General features: G+C 58.5%; 15 protein-coding genes and 1 pseudogene. 7 read left to right on the forward strand and 9 right to left on the reverse strand.

The window, feature by feature from the left end:
- The first annotated feature begins 265 nt into the window (after positions 1–265).
- The 3 genes from RYA97_RS03435 (at position 266) to nfuA (ending at position 4,265) form a co-directional block, all read left to right on the forward strand.
- Positions 266–2,398 (forward strand): fatty acid cis/trans isomerase, encoded by a 2,133-nt coding sequence (locus tag RYA97_RS03435; RefSeq protein WP_029241044.1) that lies wholly within the window; start codon positions 266–268, stop codon positions 2,396–2,398.
- Between the two features lie 180 nt (positions 2,399–2,578).
- Positions 2,579–3,601: an acyltransferase family protein gene (locus tag RYA97_RS03440; RefSeq protein ID WP_005743590.1), complete on the forward strand. Its 1,023-nt coding sequence runs from the start codon at positions 2,579–2,581 to the stop codon at positions 3,599–3,601.
- 70 nt (positions 3,602–3,671) lie between these two features.
- Positions 3,672–4,265 carry a Fe-S biogenesis protein NfuA gene (gene nfuA / locus RYA97_RS03445; RefSeq protein WP_002553665.1) on the forward strand — a complete coding sequence of 198 codons (594 nt, stop codon included), beginning with the start codon at positions 3,672–3,674 and terminating at the stop codon, positions 4,263–4,265.
- 67 nt (positions 4,266–4,332) lie between these two features.
- Here nfuA and RYA97_RS03450 read toward each other — a convergent pair whose 3' ends face one another.
- From RYA97_RS03450 to RYA97_RS03465, 4 genes are read right to left on the reverse strand one after another with little or no spacing between them, the layout of a single operon-like run.
- Positions 4,333–6,282: an acetyl/propionyl/methylcrotonyl-CoA carboxylase subunit alpha gene (locus RYA97_RS03450; RefSeq protein ID WP_044292901.1), complete on the reverse strand. Its 1,950-nt coding sequence runs from the start codon at positions 6,280–6,282 to the stop codon at positions 4,333–4,335.
- Positions 6,279–7,139, reverse strand: coding sequence for a gamma-carboxygeranoyl-CoA hydratase (locus RYA97_RS03455; RefSeq protein WP_010202696.1), 861 nt, complete (start codon positions 7,137–7,139; stop codon positions 6,279–6,281). The genes RYA97_RS03450 and RYA97_RS03455 overlap by 4 nt, the downstream gene beginning before the upstream one ends.
- A gap of 14 nt (positions 7,140–7,153) precedes the next feature.
- On the reverse strand, positions 7,154–8,761 hold the full coding sequence (locus RYA97_RS03460) for a carboxyl transferase domain-containing protein (RefSeq protein WP_044292903.1): 1,608 nt from the start codon (positions 8,759–8,761) through the stop codon (positions 7,154–7,156).
- Between the two features lie 13 nt (positions 8,762–8,774).
- Positions 8,775–9,938, reverse strand: coding sequence for an isovaleryl-CoA dehydrogenase (locus RYA97_RS03465; RefSeq protein WP_005743594.1), 1,164 nt, complete (start codon positions 9,936–9,938; stop codon positions 8,775–8,777).
- 182 nt (positions 9,939–10,120) lie between these two features.
- Between RYA97_RS03465 and RYA97_RS03470 the strand changes: the two are divergent.
- Positions 10,121–10,378, forward strand: a pseudogene (locus RYA97_RS03470) (hypothetical protein).
- Positions 10,379–10,661: 283 nt separating this feature from the next.
- Here the strand turns inward: RYA97_RS03470 and RYA97_RS03475 are convergent.
- From RYA97_RS03475 to RYA97_RS03485, 3 genes are all read right to left on the reverse strand, one after another.
- A complete protein-coding gene (locus RYA97_RS03475; RefSeq protein ID WP_005777544.1) occupies positions 10,662–11,561 on the reverse strand; it encodes a hydroxymethylglutaryl-CoA lyase in 900 nt (299 codons plus the stop codon).
- Positions 11,562–11,579: 18 nt separating this feature from the next.
- Positions 11,580–11,972 (reverse strand): MerR family transcriptional regulator, encoded by a 393-nt coding sequence (locus RYA97_RS03480; protein WP_005743596.1) that lies wholly within the window; start codon positions 11,970–11,972, stop codon positions 11,580–11,582.
- 165 nt (positions 11,973–12,137) lie between these two features.
- A complete protein-coding gene (locus tag RYA97_RS03485) occupies positions 12,138–13,067 on the reverse strand; it encodes a LysR family transcriptional regulator (RefSeq protein WP_057404949.1) in 930 nt (309 codons plus the stop codon).
- Positions 13,068–13,250: 183 nt separating this feature from the next.
- Here RYA97_RS03485 and RYA97_RS03490 point away from each other — a divergent pair, with 183 nt between their 5' ends.
- Positions 13,251–14,480, forward strand: a complete 1,230-nt coding sequence (locus RYA97_RS03490) for an acyl-CoA dehydrogenase (RefSeq protein WP_057404948.1) — start codon at positions 13,251–13,253, stop codon at positions 14,478–14,480.
- A gap of 26 nt (positions 14,481–14,506) precedes the next feature.
- Here RYA97_RS03490 and RYA97_RS03495 read toward each other — a convergent pair whose 3' ends face one another.
- Both RYA97_RS03495 and xthA read right to left on the reverse strand, forming a co-directional pair.
- Positions 14,507–15,850 (reverse strand): substrate-binding domain-containing protein, encoded by a 1,344-nt coding sequence (locus RYA97_RS03495; RefSeq protein WP_057404947.1) that lies wholly within the window; start codon positions 15,848–15,850, stop codon positions 14,507–14,509.
- A 132-nt stretch (positions 15,851–15,982) separates the two neighbouring features.
- Positions 15,983–16,795: an exodeoxyribonuclease III gene (gene xthA / locus RYA97_RS03500; RefSeq protein ID WP_004658827.1), complete on the reverse strand. Its 813-nt coding sequence runs from the start codon at positions 16,793–16,795 to the stop codon at positions 15,983–15,985.
- 191 nt (positions 16,796–16,986) lie between these two features.
- On the opposite strand from xthA, the gene RYA97_RS03505 reads away from it, so the two are divergent.
- Complete coding sequence (locus RYA97_RS03505; protein WP_005743603.1) at positions 16,987–17,658, forward strand: GNAT family N-acetyltransferase; 672 nt, start codon at positions 16,987–16,989, stop codon at positions 17,656–17,658.
- Positions 17,659–17,717: 59 nt separating this feature from the next.
- Entirely contained in the window at positions 17,718–19,442 is a 1,725-nt protein-coding gene (locus RYA97_RS03510) for an autotransporter assembly complex protein TamA (RefSeq protein WP_005743604.1), read from the forward strand.
- Position 19,443: the final 1 nt, after the last annotated feature.

The raw sequence follows: 19,443 nt of genomic DNA on the forward strand, positions 1-19,443 counted from the left end.
GTGCTGCGGCTTTTGCATGAAAATCATTCATGTTGGAGGCAATGACGGCCTAGTAGAATTGTGCCATTTTTAATGACAGAGCCTACGGGATATGCCGCACCGTTTGTTGGCAAGCATCGCCTTGCTTTTTATCTGCTGTGCTGCACAGGCCCAGACACCCTCAGCCACACCCGCAAGCCCGGCTATTTCCTACGTAAAGGATATTCAGCCGATCCTTACCGAGAAATGCGTTGCCTGCCATGCCTGCAACGACGCTCCCTGCCAGTTGAACCTGGGCAGCGGGGAAGGCGTGAGCCGTGGTGCCAGCAAGATCCCGGTTTACCAGGGCGAGCGCAGTGAGGCGGTAGCGCCGACCCGACTGTTTTATGATGCGCGTGATACCGAGGCGTGGCGCGGCAAGGGTTTTTACTCTGTGCTGGAGGCCCAGGGCAGTCAGGCAGCCCTGATGGCGCGCATGCTCGATCTGGGGCGCAGCGCGCCTTTGCCAGCCAACAGCAAAATTCCGGACGAGATCGCACTGGGCATCAATCGCGAAAATGTCTGCCCGCTGCCCGGCGAATTCAACGCCTATGCCGCAGCTCATGCGCAACAAGGCATGCCACTGGCGGTGGCTGGCCTGACCGACGCCGAATACCAGACGCTGCAACGCTGGCTGGCCGCCGGTGCCCCGGTCGAGCAGCAGACCATTACCCCGAGTGTCACGGAAACGGCGCAGATCAATGCCTGGGAGGCGCAGCTCAACGAGCCTGGCGCGAATCAGGCGCTGGTCGGTCGCTGGCTGTTTGAGCACCTGTTTCTGGCACATATCTATTTCGAGGGCGGCGAAGCCGGGCACTTCTTTCAGTGGGTGCGCTCGCGAACCCCAAGCGGCAAGCCTGTGGACCTGATCGCTACTCGTCGCCCCGACGATGATCCGGGCAGTGACTTCTATTATCGATTGATTCCTGTGCAGGGCGTGATCGTTCACAAGACCCACATTACCTATGCCATGAGCCCGCAGAAACTGACGCGGGTCAGGCAGTTGTTCTATGGTAACGACTGGAAGGTCAACGCACTGCCTGGCTATGGCCCTGGCCATCGGGCCAATCCGTTTCTGACCTTTGAAGCCATCCCGGCAGCGTCGCGCTATCAGTTCATGCTCGACAATGCCGAGTATTTCGTCCGCACCTTCATTCGCGGACCGGTCTGTCGCGGGCAAATCGCGACCGATGTGATTCGCGATCAGTTCTGGGTGCTGTTCCAGGACCCGGCGCACGATCGCTACATCACCGATGCGACTTATCGCGGGGAGGCCACGCCATTGCTGGCCATGCCGGGGCAGAACGATGACGTGGGCAGCGTGCTGAGCCTGTGGCTGTCCTACCGCGACCGGCGCAATGAGTATGAAGACCTGCGCCGCGACAGTTACGCGAAAATGCCAGCACCGGGGTGGAGCACGCTGTGGGCTGGCAACGACAATGCCTTGCTGACCGTTTTCCGTCATTTCGACAGCGCTTCGGTCAATAAAGGCCTGATTGGCGACGTGCCGCACTCCATGTGGTTGTTCGACTTCCCGCTGCTGGAGCGCACCTATTACCAGTTGGCGGTGAACTTCGATGTCTATGGCAACGTTTCACATCAGGCACAGACCCGGCTGTATTTCGATTTGATCCGCAACGGTGCCGAGATCAACTTCCTGCGCCTGATGCCAGCCGATCGCCGGGAAGACATACTCAGCGATCTTTATCAGGATGGCGGCAAGATCAAGATGTGGCTGGATTACCAGAAGATCGATGACGATACGCCAACCGGTATCAAACTCGATGAAAAGGCCCCGCAGCGTGACTTTGCGTTCAAGCTGATCGAGCGTTCCGGCAGCCTGAATGCCGCGCCTGATCCAATCAACCGCTGTAGCGGGGCGTATTGTTCTCGGCCGAACCTCGACAGCAGTTTTGCCCAGGCGGAGCAGGCACTGAGCCGTTTGACCTCACGCCCGGCGGCAGGCCTGAAAGTCATCGATCAATTGCCGGAAGCAAGCATGCTGCGCATCGAGGGCAGCGACGGCAAACGCATGATCTACAGCATGCTGCGCAACCGTGCACACAGTAACGTCGCGTTTCTGCTGGGCGAGTCTTATCGCTATATACCGGGGCTGGACACACTGACCGTCTACCCGGGCGTGCTCAGCAGTTATCCGAATTTCATCTTCAATATTCCGGTCGCACAGGTGCCGGCCTTTGTCGATGCCATGCAGCAGAGCAAGGATCAGGCGAGTTTCGAACAAATCGTCCAGCGTTGGGGCATCCGTCGTACTCATCCACTGTTCTGGAGTTACTTCCACGATCTGAATCGCTACGTTCAGGAAACTGAACCACGCGAAGCGGGTGTGCTGGACATGAATCGCTACGAGAACCTCTGAAAAACCAGGGCTTCACGCCGCAGGCCCTTGTGCAACATGGCCTGCGGCCATCTTTACTTCCTGAACGAAATGTATCTCGCGCGATCTTTTTTCCAAAAAGGTGGTCCGAAATGGTGCGCGTCATAGGCCGTTTTATCAAACGACCCATGATTGAAAGTCAGGCAGTAGAGGTTTTTTGTGATGTTGATTTCAGTTCAGGCGCTACGGGCGTTCGCAGCGTGGGTCGTGGTGTGTCATCACTTCATGCAGATTTTTTTCGATTTCAAGGCCAGCGGCCCGGTGGGACAATTCTTTGTGTCGAAGGGCGCGGTCGGCGTTGATATCTTCTTTGTCATCAGTGGTCTGGTTATCTTTTTGTCGACGCAGAACAGCGATATGCCTGCACGGCGCTTCATCCTGCATCGTCTGATTCGAATTGTTCCGGCCTATTGGCTGTATACCGCCGCCATGGCGTTGTTGTTGCTGATTGCAGCACCAATGCTCCCGCACCAGGTCATCGGCTGGCAGAACTTCCTCTTGTCACTGGTATTCATTCCTTCCGAAAACCCCGGTGGTTATGGCCTTTACCCGACGCTTAACGTCGGCTGGACGCTCAACTATGAGATGTTTTTCTACCTGCTGTTCTCGGTGGTATTCCTCTTTCAACAGCGTCACAGGCCGCTGATCATTGCCGCAGCGCTGTTTGCGGTCAGTGAGGTTCTGGCCCGCACCGGGCTGATCAGCCGCTTCTATGGCAACGACATTATTTACGAATTCCTGCTGGGTATCGGCATCGGCATCCTTTATCGCCGTGGCTGGATCAAACAGGCGCTATGGCTGCCGCTGGCGGGTATTGCGGTAGGGCTGTATGCGATCAATCACCTGACCAATGAGCAGCGTCTGCTCAACTGGGGCCTGCCGAGTGCCTTGATCGTGCTGTCGTGCATCTCGCTTGAACCGTATTTCCAGGGCAACAGGTTGCTCAAGGTACTGGGCGATTGCTCGTACTCGGTCTACCTGCTGCATGTCTTGGTGCTGTACGGCGGGTTGCTGATGGCGCAGCGCTTTGGCCTCAGTCCTTATGTGGTGTTCGCGTTCTGCGTGCCGATTATCGCCATCGGTGCCTGGGTCAGTTATGAATGGATCGAGAAGGGCCTTTACCGAAGGATGAAGAGCTGGCTGGACGGACGCCGAGCGGTCAGCCGGGCGCAGGCATTAACCTGACAAAAATACTAGGACTTTGTGTGACGGTGCCGATTGGCGTAAACTGCTGGCACGTCTGCGAGGAATTTTCATGACCGCTATCACTATTACCGATGCCGCCCACGATTATCTGGCCGATCTGCTGGAAAAGCAGAACACCCCGGGCATTGGCATCCGCGTATTTATTACTCAGCCCGGCACCCAGTACGCCGAAACCTGCATTGCCTACTGCAAGCCGGGTGAAGAAAAGCCGGAAGACAAGGCTATCGGCCTGAAGAGCTTCACCGCCTGGATCGATGGTTTCAGCGAAGCCTTTCTGGATGATGCCGTAGTTGATTACGCCACTGATCGCATGGGCGGCCAGTTGACCATCAAGGCACCAAACGCCAAGGTGCCAATGGTCAATGCCGACAGCCCGATCAACGAGCGCATCAATTATTATCTGCAAACCGAGATCAATCCGGGCCTTGCCAGTCACGGCGGTCAGGTCACGCTGATCGATGTGGTTGAAGAGGAGGCGAAAAATATTGCTGTTCTGCAATTCGGTGGCGGTTGCCAGGGTTGCGGTCAGGCTGATGTCACGTTGAAGGAAGGTATCGAGCGTACGTTGCTTGAGCGCATTCCCGAGCTGTCGGGCGTTCGCGATGTGACCGACCATACGCAGAAAGAAAACGCTTACTACTAAGCCGTTCTCTGCTGTGCAAAACGCCCTGACTGTTCAGGGCGTTTTCATGTGCGGCCGTCGCTGGTGGTCAGGTCAGTTCCACCAGTACTGCGCCTTCGTTGACCATCTCTCCCTCATGGCAGTAAAGCGCTGTAACGACTCCGGCACTGGCTGCGCGGATGCTGTGTTCCATCTTCATGGCCTCCAGCACCATCAGTTGCGCGCCGGACTCGACCGCCTGACCCACTTCAACCAGCACGCGCACGATGCTGCCATTCATGGGTGCGGTCAGGCCGCCATGCTGGCTATCGCTGACGTCGGCCTGCGCGATGGGGTCCAGTCGCGTGATGGTGTGCAGGTCGCCTTGCCATTTGAGGTAAAGCGTACCGCCACGGCGTATCGCCAGATGCGAGCGGCGCACGCCGTTGTGTTCGACAGTCAGATGCTCGTTGCTGAGTTTAAATGGTGAGTCGCTGCTGTTGCGCAGGTAGACGGTTCGGGTTTGACCATTGCAGCTCAGCCGCAGATCCCTCTCCGCAGGCAGGCCTGCACGAAAGCCTGCCGTGACCGCCCAGGGCGAGTGCAGGTCGGCTTGATCGACACGTGCCGGTTCGCTCTGGCTGAAGGCCTCGGCGGCGGCCTGCCAGAGTTCCTCACACAGTTCACCCGTTTGCGGCAGCAATTTATCCTGATAGCGGGGGATGAAGCCGGTGTCCAGTTCCGCGGCGGCAAACGCTGGATGGGCGATGATTCTGCGCAAAAATGCGAGGTTGGTTCTGACACCGCCCACTGCAAACTCATCCAGCATAGCGAGCAGGCGCAAACGGGCCTGCTCACGGTTTTCGCCCCAGGCAATCAGTTTGCCGAGCATGGGGTCATAGAAGGGTGAAATGTTGTCACCCTCGCTAACGCCACTGTCCACACGCTTGCCGGGGCCGGACGCGGATTCTCTGTAGAGTTCCAGCGTGCCGGTCGCAGGCAGAAAATCGTTGGCCGGGTCTTCGGCGTATAACCGGACCTCAATGGCGTGACCGATCAGTGGCACTTGTTCCTGAGTAATAGGCAACGGTTCGCCTCTGGCCACCCGAATCTGCCATTCCACCAGATCCAGGCCCGTGATGTACTCGGTCACCGGGTGCTCGACTTGCAGGCGGGTATTCATCTCCATGAAGAAAAACTCGCCGCGCGCGTCCAGCAGGAATTCCACCGTGCCTGCACCCACGTAGCCGATTGCCTGTGCGGCCTTGACCGCCGCTTCACCCATGGCCTTGCGCAGTTCGGGTGTCAGGCCGGGCGCAGGTGCTTCTTCGACGACCTTCTGGTGTCGGCGCTGAATGGAGCAGTCGCGCTCATTGAGGTAGAGACAGTGACCATGGCGGTCGGCAAACACCTGAATCTCGACGTGGCGTGGGGTGAGGACGTATTTCTCCACCAGCATTCGCGCGTCGCCGAACGATGAGAGCGCCTCGCGTTGCGCAGAGGCCAGCGCTTCGGCCAGTTCGCCGCTGTGCTCCACAACCTTCATGCCTTTGCCGCCACCGCCTGCCGTGGCTTTCAACAGCACGGGGTAACCGATGCGTTCAGCGGCGCTGCGGAACGTCTCGATGTCCTGTGCGTCGCCGTGATAGCCAGGCACCAATGGCACGCCAGCTTGATCCATCAGCGACTTGGCGGCAGATTTGCTGCCCATGGCGTCGATGGCCGAGGCGGGTGGGCCGAGGAAAATCAGCCCGGCCTCTTCAATGGCACGGGCAAAGTCGGCATTTTCGGACAAAAAACCATAACCGGGGTGAATCGCTTGCGCGCCGCTTGCCCTGGCCGCATCGATAAGCTTGTCGATCGCCAAGTAGCTTTCTGCTGCCTTGCTGCCTCCAAGGTCCACACGGATATCAGCCTCACGGCTATGCCGTGCGTCACGGTCAATGGCACTGTGCACGGCGACTGTGGTGAGCCCCATGGTTTTCGCGGTACGCATGATACGACAGGCAATTTCACCACGGTTGGCGATCAACAGCGTGGTCAGCTCGGGGGTGCTCATGATTGCGAGTCCTTCTGTGATTCTTGCCGGGCTGCAAGCGCTGCTGGCGTTTGATCGCCGTGTGGCTGCCAGCCGGGTGTACGTTTTTGCAGGAAGGCGCGCAGGCCTTCCTGGCCTTCGGCGCTGGTGCGGATGCGCGCGATGGCGCTTTCACAGTAGCGACGCAATGCGGGTGTGAGTTCGCCGCTACCGACTTCGCGCAGCAACTCCTTGCTGACTCGCATGGCCTGCGGGCTGTTGAGCAGCAGGTTGTCGATCCACTCCTGCGTGCGGGCTTGCAGGTCGGCAGCCGGGTAGCACTCAGCTATCAGCCCCATCTGCTGCGCTCGCTGACCATCGAAACGCTCGGCGGTCAGGGCGTAGCGCCGCGCGGCGCGTTCGCCGATGGCCTGTACCACAAACGGACTGATAACCGCTGGAGCCAGACCTATGCGTACTTCTGACAGGCAGAACTGCGCATCTGCCGTCGCAATGGCCATGTCGCAGCAACTGATCAGGCCCAGCGCGCCACCGAATGCTGCACCTTGCACCACCGCAAGCGTCGGGATTTTCAATTTGGCGAGGCTGTACATCAGCTCTGCCAGTTCACGGGCATCGTCCAGATTGGTGTTGTAGTCCAGCTCTGCGGCCTGCTGCATCCAGGCCAGATCGGCACCGGCGCTGAAATGCCTGCCACGCCCGCGCACCAGCAGAAAGCGCAGGCCGGCATCACTTTGCACCTGGTCCAGCGCGAGGATCAACTCGCGAATCATCTGCGCATTGAAGGCATTGTTCTTGTCCGGTCTATTTAGCCACAGCGTGGCGAAACCACGTGGGTCGGTGATCAACTCTATGGTCGCGAACGAGGTCGAAGTCATGGTCATTTCCCGCCTCACATCCGGAACAGGCCGAAGGTGGTAGGTTCGATGGGCGCATTGAGCGAGGCGGACAGGGCCAGCGCAAGAATGTCGCGGGTTTGTGCCGGGTCGATGACTCCGTCGTCCCACAGTCGGGCGCTGGAGTAATAAGGATGCCCTTGATGCTCGTACTGATCGAGAATCGGCTGCTTCAGTTCGGCCTGCTGCTCGGCGCTGAAGGCCTGGCCGGCACGTTCCGCCTGCTCGCACTTGACCTGCACCAGCACGCCCGCTGCCTGCTCACCGCCCATCACGCCGATTCTCGCGTTGGGCCACATCCACAGGAAGCGCGGGTCGTAGGCGCGGCCGCACATGCCGTAATTTCCTGCGCCGAAACTGCCGCCGATGATGACCGTGAATTTAGGCACCTTCGCGCAGGCCACGGCGGTCACCAGCTTGGCACCATGCTTGGCGATGCCCCCCGCCTCATACTTCTGACCTACCATGAAACCGGTGATGTTCTGCAGAAACAGCAGGGGAATTCCCCTTTGGCAGGCCAGTTCGATAAAGTGCGCGCCTTTTTGCGCAGCTTCTGCGAACAGAATCCCATTGTTGGCTAGAATCGCGATCGGGTAGCCATGCAGACGAGCGAAGCCGCAGACCAGCGTGGTGCCAAACAACGCCTTGAATTCATCCAGTACCGAGCCATCCACCAACCGCGCGATGACTTCGCGTACGTCAAACGGCTGCTTTGTGTCGGCCGGGATAATGCCGTACAGGTCATCGCTTGCGTACAACGGCGCAATCGGTGTGACAGTGTTCAGTTGACCCTGCTTGCGCCAGTTCAGATTGGCGATGCTGCGTCGCGCCAATGCCAGCGCGTGCTCGTCGCTGTCGGCATAGTGATCGGCCACCCCTGAGGTGCGGCAATGCACATCGGCACCGCCCAGGTCTTCAGCGCTGACTATTTCTCCGGTGGCAGCTTTTACCAGTGGCGGGCCTGCGAGGAAGATGGTGGCTTGCTGACGCACCATGATCGCTTCGTCGGCCATGGCCGGAACATAGGCCCCGCCTGCGGTACAGGAACCCATGACCACGGCAATCTGGGGAATGCCTTGTGCGCTCATGTTGGCTTGATTGAAGAAGATTCGCCCGAAGTGTTCGCGGTCCGGAAACACTTCGTCCTGGCGCGGCAGGTTGGCACCACCGGAGTCCACCAGGTAAATGCACGGCAGGCGGTTTTGCTGGGCGATGGTCTGCGCGCGCAGGTGCTTTTTGACGGTCAGCGGGTAATAGGAGCCACCTTTGACCGTCGCGTCGTTGGCGATGATCATGCACTCGGCGCCCTCGACCCGGCCAATACCGGCAATTACCCCTGCGGCTGGAACCTCTTCGCCATACACCTGATGGGCGGCCAGTTGGCCGATTTCCAGAAACGGCGAGCCGCTGTCCAGTAGACGGTTGATACGTTCGCGCGGCAGCAGCTTGCCGCGTGACGTATGACGCTCCTGGGCCTTGGGCCCGCCGCCTTGGCGAACGATGCTCAGCAACATACGGAGCTCTTCGACCTGCTTGAGCAGCGCGGTGCGATTAAGGGCAAATTCCGGCGAGCGGGCGTTGATGCGAGTCTGCAGAATGGTCATGGTAGCTCCGCAATCAACGGGTTTCGTTGAACAGTTCGCGACCGATGAGCATGCGCCGGATCTCGCTGGTGCCTGCACCGATCTCGTAGAGTTTGGCGTCGCGCAACAGTCGACCGGCCGGGAATTCGTTGATGTAGCCATTGCCGCCCAGAATCTGGATGGCATCCAGCGCCATCTGCGTGGCGCGTTCGGCGCTGTAGAGGATCACGCCCGCTGCGTCCTTGCGCGTGGTCTCGCCACGATCACAGGCTTGGGCGACGGCGTACAGATAGGCCCGGCTGGCGTTAAGCTGGGTGTACATGTCTGCGACCTTGCCCTGAATCAGCTGGAACTCGCCGATGCTCTGGCCGAACTGCTTGCGGTCGTGAATGTAGGGCACCACCACGTCCATGCAGGCCTGCATGATTCCGGTCGGCCCGCCAGAGAGCACGACGCGTTCATAATCGAGGCCGCTCATCAGGACTCTGACACCACCGTCCAGTACGCCCAGCAGGTTTTCCTCAGGCACCTCTACGTTGTCGAAAAACAGCTCGCAGGTATTGGAGCCGCGCATGCCCAGCTTGTCGAACTTGCTGCCGCGCGAGAAGCCTTTCCAGTCACGCTCGACGATGAATGCGCTAATGCCATGCGCAGCCTTTTGCAGATCGGTCTTGGCGTAGATCACGTAGGTATTGGCGTCAGGCCCGTTGGTGATCCAGGTCTTGCTGCCGTTGAGTACGTAGTGATCGCCGCGCTTGTCGGCGCGCAGCTTCATCGATACCACGTCCGAGCCTGCATTGGGTTCGCTCATGGCCAGCGCGCCAATGTGCTCGCCGCTGATCAGCTTGGGCAGGTATCGGGCTTTCTGCGCCGGGCTGCCATTGCGGTTGATCTGATTCACGCACAGGTTGGAATGTGCGCCGTAGGAAAGTGCCACCGATGCCGAGCCACGGCTGATTTCTTCCATCGCCACGACATGCGCCAGATAACCCAGGCCTGCGCCACCGTATTCCTCGCTGACCGTGATGCCGAGCACGCCCATCTCACCGAATTTGCGCCACATGTCGACTGGGAACAGGTTGTCCTTGTCGATCTGCGCGGCGCGCGGGGCAAGCTCTGCGGCGACGAAGGATTGCAACTGGTCGCGCAGCATGTCGATGGTTTCGCCCAAGGCGAAGTTCAGGCTGGGGTAACTCATGGGTAGCGTTCCTGTTTTATTCTTGGAGATGATTCTTTGCGGATTGGCTATGACCTTTACGTTAACGTAAACCTGCGGATGTGTGCTGTCAATCAGGCTTGTGCGCAGAGGGTGGGGGAGAGTCGGGAGGCAAAAGCAAACGCTGGAAAGCACGAAGGGGAGCCTGGGCTCCCCTTCAAGGTATGTCTCTATGCTCTTTTTTGTTTTTCGGGTGGCCTGTTGTTGTTTTTGGCGACCTGGCCCTTCACTGCTTTTTTGAGCGGTCCGCATGCGGGACCAAGAGCAAACGTATTTTTTTGAGCGCTGATCAAGCTTTCATCATGTGATCCAACCAGTTCGGGAGCTGCCTCAGGGCAGTTTTGTTATTCTCTGTCTGGCTGCAGAACGACTTGCAAGGCAAGCAGTTCAGAAAAGCTGTCCACTTCAAAAAAATCTGTTAGCTACGTCTCTGTCCGTGTTGTTCTTGTTGTGTCAGAGCCGGTACGTGTTGTTTTTATTGGGTTGCTGCGTGTTTTTATTTTTGTTGTACAAGTGATATAGCAGGACCCGTGCCAGTTTTTTAAAAGCCCCGTAATACCGGGAGCTGAACGTCTTTTTCGGGCATCGGGCCATCTGATTCAGTGGCCGAGTGTTTCTGTGTTACCCGTTTGTCTCGACTGAACGCGGGGCAGGGTAACACTGTGTGACAAGTTGTCGCACCCTGTTACCGACAGGTGACAGTCGTTACGCAGACAGCCGGGCCCTGGCCACGCGCGAGCCATTGCTGCGTTGCAGTACGTCGCAGATGCGCTGGCCTGCGGCGATGACCTGGTCCAGATCTACCCCGGTTTCAATGCCCATGCCCTGCAACATGTACTGCACGTCCTCAGTGGCAACATTGCCGCTGGCACCCTTGGCGTACGGGCAGCCGCCCAGGCCTGCCACGGAACTGTCGAAGACCTGGATACCTTCCTCCAGGCTGGCGTAGATATTCACCAGCGCCTGACCGTAAGTGTCGTGGAAGTGCCCGGCAAGCTTGCCTCGCGGGATCTGCGCAGAGACGGCGTTGAACAGCGCTCGCGTGGCCCCCGGCGTGCCGGTGCCGATGGTGTCGCCCAGCGAAACTTCATAGCAACCCATCGCGTAGAGTTCGTTGGCGACGGCTGCGACCTGCTGCGGCGAGACACTGCCCTCATAAGGGCAGCCCAACACGCACGACACATAACCCCGAACCTGCACACCATGCATCTGCGCCGCCGCCATGATGGGCGCAAAGCGCTCCAGGCTTTCGCTGATCGAGCAATTGAGGTTACGCCGGGAGAACCCTTCGGTTGCCGCTGCAAACACCGCGACCTCTCTGACGCCGGCCGCCAACGCATCTTCGAACCCGCGCAGGTTGGGTGCCAGGGCAGAGTAGATAACGCCTTCACGCCGCTGGATATTTTCGAACACCTGGGCGGAGCCAGCCATCTGCGGCACCCATTTGGCCGAGACAAAACTGCCGACTTCAATGTGGCTCAGTCCGGCTGCCGTCAGGTCATCCACCAAGCGCACCTTGTCGTCGATACTGATCGGTTGTGCTTCATTCTGCAGGCCGTCACGCGGGCCGACTTCAACGATATTTACCTTTTGTGGAAGAGACATGGCAGTGCCTTTTGGTGGTCAGTGTGAAGTGGCAGCAGTTTTATCGAGCGCAGCCCGGCAACGCTCTTCGGCGGTGTCCAGCTCCAGTTGCATTTGCCGGATGTCCAGCAATTGTTGTTCGAGCTGTTCACGGCGCTCGGCGATCTTGCCGAGCATGGTCTGCAACTGCTTCTGGTTATCACCGGCAGGGTCGTACAGCGAGATCAGTTCCTTGCATTCAGCCAGCGAAAAACCGATGCGTTTGCCGCGCAGGATCAGTTTCAGGGTGACTTTGTCACGGGCGGTGTAGATGCGCTCCAGTCCCTTGCGTTCAGGGCTGAGCATGCCTTGCTCTTCGTAAAAGCGGATCGCGCGGGTGGTGATATCCAGCTCACGGGCGAGCTCGGAAATGCTGTAAGTCTGACTGCTCATGGTGTCGCTCAAAGAGATATTCAGCACTCAACCTACGGCGTGCTTTACGTAAGCGTCAAGCAGAAGTCGTGTTGTCAAGGCGCGCCAAGCCGCGCCTGCCAAATTAGAAACGACTTTAACAAATTTAAATATTTAATTTAAAAACAATGGCTTGGTGTTTTTATCTCATGCTTTCTCGAGGCTTTGTTCCTGCGCCACGACCCGCTGTGAAAGCTCGATGATCTGTTCGCGCATCCAGCGGTTGGCTGGGTCCTGATCAGTGCTTTCATGCCAGTACAGATGGGTTTCGACCGAAGGCACATCGTTGACCGGTAAGTGGACATAGTGCAAATCGTTACGGCGGGCGAAGCGTTCCGGTATGGTCATGACCATATCAGTCTGCTGCAGGACCTGTGTCGCCATCAGGTAATGCTGCGAGCGCAACGCAATCCTGCGCTGAATGCCCATCTTGCCCAACGCCAGGTCCACGTGCCCCAGTCCGCTACGCCGACTGGAAATATGGATGTGTGCCTGGCTCATGTAATCATCCAGCGTCAACGTGGCCTTGTTTGCCAGCGGATGCGTCTTGCGCATGCCGCACACATAGCGGTCTTCCATCAGTTTGACGTGGCGAACCTGCGGGTCGGTATTGAGCGGTGCATCCACGGCGAAGTCGAGGCGCCCGGCAGCCAGCTCCTTGGTGGTTTCCCGACGCTTGGACAGAAAGCTTTCGATGGTCACTGCAGGCGCAAGGCGTCGCAGCCGCTGGAACAGCGTCGGCAGGATCACGGCCTCGGTCAGGTCGGTCATGCTGATGCGGTAATTCTTGTTGGCCTGCAACGGGTTGAATATACGGCTTTCCTGCACTGAGACCCTGAGCAATGAGAGTGCACTGCGCACCGGGCCGATGATGTTTTGTGCCATCGGTGTCGGCACCATGCCTTGAGCCGTGCGCACAAACAGTGGGTCGTTGAAGGTCTCTCGCAGCCGCGCCAGGGCGTTGGACACCGCAGGCTGGGTAATGCCGACGATCTGCCCGGCCCGGGTCAGATTGGCTTCGGTGTAGATGGCGTCGAAGACAATGAAAAGATTGAGATCGACCTTGCTCAGGTTCATTGATGAGCGCCTCGTGCTGTTATTTTGATTCGCTGTTCGGCAGGCTGGGGACGCCGCAGCGGTGATGGATCATATATCGGTTATGAATGTTTATACACGCCGAGAATAGATTAGATAAATGTATGGCGTTTCTCTAGCATCAGGATCATGCATTCGACACCCTGATCGAGAAGGTAGTGGCCCATGGATTTCGCGTATTCCCCAAAGGTGCAGGCATTGCGTGAGCGCGTCACCGCGTTCATGGATGCATACGTTTATCCGGCCGAGCCGGTTTTCGAACAGCAAGTGGCCGAAGGCGACCGCTGGCAGCCCACCGCGATCATGGAAGAACTGAAAGCCCGTGCAAGGGCTGAGGGGTTGTGGAACCTGTTTTTGCCGGAGTCTGCGCTCGGTGCTGGCCTGAGCAATCTGGAATACGCGCCGCTGGCGGAAATCATGGGGCGTTCGATGCTGGGCCCCGAGCCGTTCAATTGCTCTGCGCCTGACACCGGCAACATGGAGGTGCTGGTTCGCTATGCCAGCGAGGAACAGAAAGCTCGCTGGCTGGAACCGTTGCTGCGCGGCGAAATTCGTTCTGCTTTTGCCATGACCGAGCCCGAGGTGGCGTCATCGGACGCCACCAATATGGCCGCGCGCGCCGAGCACGATGGCGACGAATGGGTGATCAATGGCCGCAAGTGGTGGACTTCAGGTGCCTGCGACCCACGCTGCAAAATTCTGATTTTCATGGGCCTGAGCAATCCTGACGGGCCGCGCCATCAGCAACACTCGATGATTCTGGTCCCGGTCGACACGCCGGGCGTGAAGATTGTCAGGCCGCTGCCTGTGTTCGGCTACGACGACGCGCCCCACGGGCATGCCGAAGTGGTGTTCGATAACGTCAGGGTGCCGTTTGAAAACGTCTTGCTGGGTGAGGGGCGCGGCTTTGAAATCGCTCAAGGCCGGTTGGGACCAGGCCGCATTCACCACTGCATGCGCTCCATCGGTATGGCTGAACGGGCACTTGAGCTGATGTGCAGGCGCTCCGTAGACCGGGTTGCCTTCGGCAAACCACTGGCCAGGCTGGGGGGCAATATCGACAGGATTGCCGATTCGCGCATGGAGATCGATATGGCCCGCCTGCTGACCCTGAAGGCTGCCTACATGATGGACACAGCAGGCAACAAGGTCGCCAGAAGCGAAATCGCGCAGATCAAGGTGGTAGCGCCGAACGTGGCGCTGAAGGTCATCGATCGGGCGATCCAGATGCACGGCGGTGCGGGTGTTTCCAATGATTTCCCCTTGGCCTACATGTATGCCATGCAGCGCACGCTGCGTCTGGCAGACGGCCCGGATGAAGTACACCGCGCCGCTGTCGGCAAGTATGAACTGGGCAAATACCTGCCGGCAGACAGGGAGCGCAGCCAGTCCTGAACTGGTAGTCGATAATTGCGCCCAGGCTACTGCACCCAGACTTCGACCCGACGGTTCTTGATCCGGCCGTCATCGATCTCATTGGTGGCTACCGGCATCTCATCTCCCAGGCCAACGATGTCGCGAAATGTCACGCCGCTTTTCAGCAGCTCGCGGCGCACTGCCATGGCGCGCAGCCTTGAGAGCAGGGCTGCGCGAGCCGGGTCGCTTTTGGCATCACCAAAGCCGACCAGCGTGACATGTTGATTGAGCTTATCGCTGGTTTTCAGGTACTCCGCTACCCGCTTGAGGTCCTGCTGCGCCTTGTTGTCCAGCCTCGCGCTGCCCTGGGCAAAGCGAAAGTTGACCGACAGCCGTTCGGCCTTGCGCGCCAGTGCCTGATAGTCCGCAGGCATCTGCGCGGTAGGCTGCACCTTGAGTGCCTGCACGGTCTGCGCGACAAAGCCGCTCTGTGCGACGATGGCCTGACCCTCGGCGCTCTGCGCGAAACGGACCAACGCCTGCGCCCAGCGTTGATGAGTTGAGGTGGGCACATAAAAGTAGAGCCGTCGCGACAGAGGATAATCCTCGGTGGCAATCAGACTGACAGTCGGGAGCATCGGTCTGGAGTCACCATCGGCAATGGCCACCGCTTTGGCACGCCTGATGGATGGTAGCCCGATAAAACCGATGCCATTGATGTCCTTGCTGACGTCGTCGGAGAGCTGTTCGCTGGACTCAAAGCGCGCGGCTGTGCCGGACAGGTTCTTGCCGTACTTTACAAGTATCAGGTCCTTGAATGTTTCATAGGTGCCGGACTTCTCATCGCGAACATAAAGATGAATCGCTCCCGGATTTCCACCCACTTCGGCCCAGTCCCTGACTTCCCCGCTGAAAATGCGCGCCAGCTGCAGCGTATCCAGCTGTCTGACCGGATTGCCTGGATGCAGAATCACAGCAACGCCATCGATGGCAATGGTTTGCTCGCTTGCTGCGCTTTTCAGGTCGCCCAGGCCAGCCAGGTCCTTGGCTTCCTGATCCTTGATAGGTCGTGAAGAGGCGGCAATATCGGCGTTACCTGCTTTGAGCGCAGTAAACCCGGTGCCTGAACCATGTGCGGCGACTTCGATACTGACCGTCTGCCCTGCGGCGGTAGTACCGACGACGCGCTGTTCATTCATGACACTGCCGGCAACAGTCTGCACTGATTGCAGGCCTTGCTGGCGCATCAACCCTTCAGCCAGTGCGGGGCCCAATTGGGCATTGATGGTATTTGAGCCTTGAATGCGCAAGGCCGGTATTTCACCCGCGGGCAGCGGCAGTGCCGCCAGCGCAAGGGCGGGCAGGGTGGCGCTCGACAGAGTCAGCGCCGTTAGCAAAGCGCGCAACATCGGCGTCACCATGAGTCACGGGAGGGTGCCGGGAGAATAAGACAGAAAGATTTCCGGAATATGACGATTGCTCGACCAATGCGCGCGCGACCCGTTTATGCATAAAGCCGGATCGCACGATAGGGCGCTTTTTCAGTTCAGTTCCAGCCAGATCGGCGCATGGTCCGACGGCTTTTCCATGCCGCGCAAATCGTAGTCCACCCCGGCCGCCTTGATGCGTGGCTGCAGGCCGGTAGAGGTCATGATCAGGTCGATGCGCAGGCCGCGCTTGGGTTCGTCTTCAAAGCCGCGGCTGCGATAGTCAAACCAGCTGAATCGGTCGACGACTTCAGGGTACAGATGACGGAAGCTGTCCACCAAGCCCCAGTTTTTCAAGCGTTCCATCCACTCGCGCTCTTCGGGGAGAAAGCTGCACTTGCCGGTCTTCAGCCAGCGCTTGGCGTTGTCGGCACCGATGCCGATGTCGCAGTCCTGCGGAGAAATGTTTACGTCACCCATCACGATAAGCGGCTGCTCGTTGCTGAAATGGCTCTCCAGCAAGGTCTGCAGATTCTCGTAAAAACGCTGTTTGGCTGGAAATTTGGTCGGGTGATCACGGCTCTCGCCCTGCGGAAAGTAGCCATTCATGATGGTGACCGGCTGCCCATTGCTGTCGGCATAAGTGCCCCAGATGAAGCGCTTCTGCGATTCCTCGTCGTCGCCTTCAAAACCCTTATGCAGGGCCAGCGGAGGATTGCGTGATAGCAGGGCAACACCGTAATGGCCTTTCTGGCCGTGGAAATGCACGTGATAGCCCAGCGCTTCGACTTCCGCGTGGGGGAACTGCTCGTCAGAAACCTTGGTTTCCTGAAGGCCGATTACGTCAGGCTGATGTTTGTCGATCAGCGCCGCCAACTGATGAGGTCGAGCGCGCAGACCATTGATGTTGAACGAGACGATTTTCATAAAACGGCGGTCCTGAGCAAAAACAAACAGCGATGCTAGCTGACCTGTGGTTTCAGGACCAGCACCGTGTAAGGCACCGCGCAAACACAGGCCCGGACAAATCGTTGGAACTGTTATCAAGTGCCATCACTCGAAAGCCTGCTTGCCAAAACTGCTGCGCCAGACGCAGTTCCGTTAACACGAGGCCCTTTATGTCCCTACCTGCTGCCATCACGGGTGAAGTTCGTCAACTCGACAGTGGTTATTCCCGTGAAACCCGCTCCTTGCTGTTCAGGGCCTATCGGCACGATCCGACGTTCGCCTATCTGTTCAATGCCGAGCGCGAGGGATATGAGCAACGCGTATTGGCGACCATTCGCCAACTGGTCAAACAACACTTCCTGCAGGACCAGCCTGCACTCGGTCTGTTTCTGCAGGATCGGCTGGTCGGCGTAGCGCTGATCGCGCCACCGCAACGTCGTCTGGGCGTCACTGAAAGCTGGGCCTGGCGTCTGCGCATGGTGATGGACACCGGCCTTGGTTGCACCCAGCGTTATCTGGCTTATTACAACGCGGTGCTGGCCTGTGTTCCGTCCGAAACCGTGCATGTGCTGCCGTTGATAGGCCTGGACCCGGAATTTCAGGGTCAGAAGCTGGGGCAGGATTTGAGTGAACAACTGCTTCGGGCGCTGCACGATTGGTGCGCGGTGGATGAGCACTCTCAGGGCATCGTCGTAGACACGGGAAATCCTCGTTATCTCGAGTTCTATAAGCGACAAGGCTATGAGGAAATCGGCGAGATTGCAGTAGGACCTGTCCGAGAGCATGTGTTTTTTCACCCTAATCCTCAGGTTTCACTGCCGGTCCCTGACGTAACGGTCTGAATCTCCGACAATTCGTGGGCTTCCAGTGCGGCCCGTCGATCGTGTTAGCATCTACGCCCATGAAGCTTTTCAGACTATTCAGCAGCCTGTTTCTGATGACCATGAGTGCAGCGGCGCTTGCACAGGCCCGCCTCGACGTCAGGATCAAGCCCGCCAACCCGGAACTCAAGGCCAACGTCGAAGGGTATGTGGGGGACCTGGGCGAGCGTGACGTTCAGGCGTTGCGTAACTTCAGCCTGGGTGCCGAACAGCAGGCAGAGAAAGCGGCTCAGGCGCTTGGCTATTATCAGGCGCAGATCGACAGCGAGATCAAGGACGCTGACCAGCCGCGCCTGGTGATCAATATCCAGCCGGGCGAGCCGATTCACCTGCGCAATGTGGTAATCCGCGTCGAGGGTCCGGCAGCATCGCTGAAAGCCTTTCGGGTACCCAAAAGCGACGCGCTGAAAACCGGCGCGGTGCTCAATCATGGCAACTATGAGGATGCCAAACGCCTGATCCAGAATCAGGCGTCGCGTTACGGCTTTTTCAGCGGCCACTTTACCAGCCAGCGCCTGGCTGTTGACCCGCGAGCCGGGCTTGCCGACATCGAGCTGGTCTATGACAGTGGTCCGCGCTACTCGCTGGGCAAGGTCATGTTCAGTGGCAATGCGCCCTTCGATGAAGATTTGCTCAAGCGCATGGTGCCGTTCAAGGAAAATACTCCTTACGATTCACAACTGATCGCCGAATTGACCCAGGCCATGCAGGGCAGTGGCTATTTTGAAGGCGTGCGGGTCGATGCCGCGCCTACCGCAGCTGACCATCAGGTCATTCCGGTAACCGTTCAGCTTGAAACCCGTAAACCCCGAACCATGGGCCTTGGCCTGGGGTACTCAACCGATGTCGGTCCGCGTGGCAAAGCCAACTGGACCCGACACTGGGCCAATCCACAAGGGCACAGCTACGGGTTCGAATCGGAAATATCCGCGCCTCGGCAGAATGTCGGCCTGTGGTACGACGTGCCGCTCGATCCGCCGTTGACCGATAAACTGCGTTATGCCGGTGGCTATCAATACGAAGAGATTGCTGGAACCGACAGCCTCAGCAAGCTGCTGACTGCCGGGCCCGAATGGCACAGCAAACTGCCCAGCGGCTGGGAACGGGTTATCTCACTGAAATGGCAGCGTGAAGAATACCGGCTGGGCGACGATTCGGGTCTGAGCACGCTGCTAATGCCCGGCATCAGTTATTCGTACCTGCGCAGCGATAACAGTATCGATCCCCACCAGGGCTACCGTTTACAGTTCGACACCCAGGTGGCCAAGGAGGGCATGTTGTCGGATGCCAATCTGGTGCATGCCAATGTGCTGCTCAAAGGGCTGACGACAGTCGCTCAGAACCATCGCTTTCTCGGGCGCGTGCAACTGGGTGGCAACCTGACTGACGGTTACACCTCGATACCGCCGTCGCTGCGTTTTTTTGCCGGTGGCGATCAAAGCGTACGAGGGTATGACTACCAGAAACTGTCACCGACCAACTCGGACGGCGACCGCATTGGTGGGCGTTACATGTTTGCCGGGAGCGTCGAGTACCAGTATTCCATTGCGGATAAATGGCGGCTCGCGACTTTCATCGATCAGGGCAACTCATTCAACAGTCTGGACAAGCCAGACCTGAAAACCGGCGTCGGTTTTGGGGTGCGCTGGGTATCTCCGGTGGGTCCGCTGCGTCTCGATCTGGCGCACGCGCTGGATGACGACGGTGGCATTCGCCTGCACTTCTCGATGGGGCCGGAACTTTGAA

This window comes from Pseudomonas syringae group sp. 26L6, from assembly GCF_032587815.1.
In the GTDB taxonomy this organism is placed as follows: Bacteria; Pseudomonadota; Gammaproteobacteria; order Pseudomonadales; family Pseudomonadaceae; genus Aquipseudomonas; species Aquipseudomonas amygdali.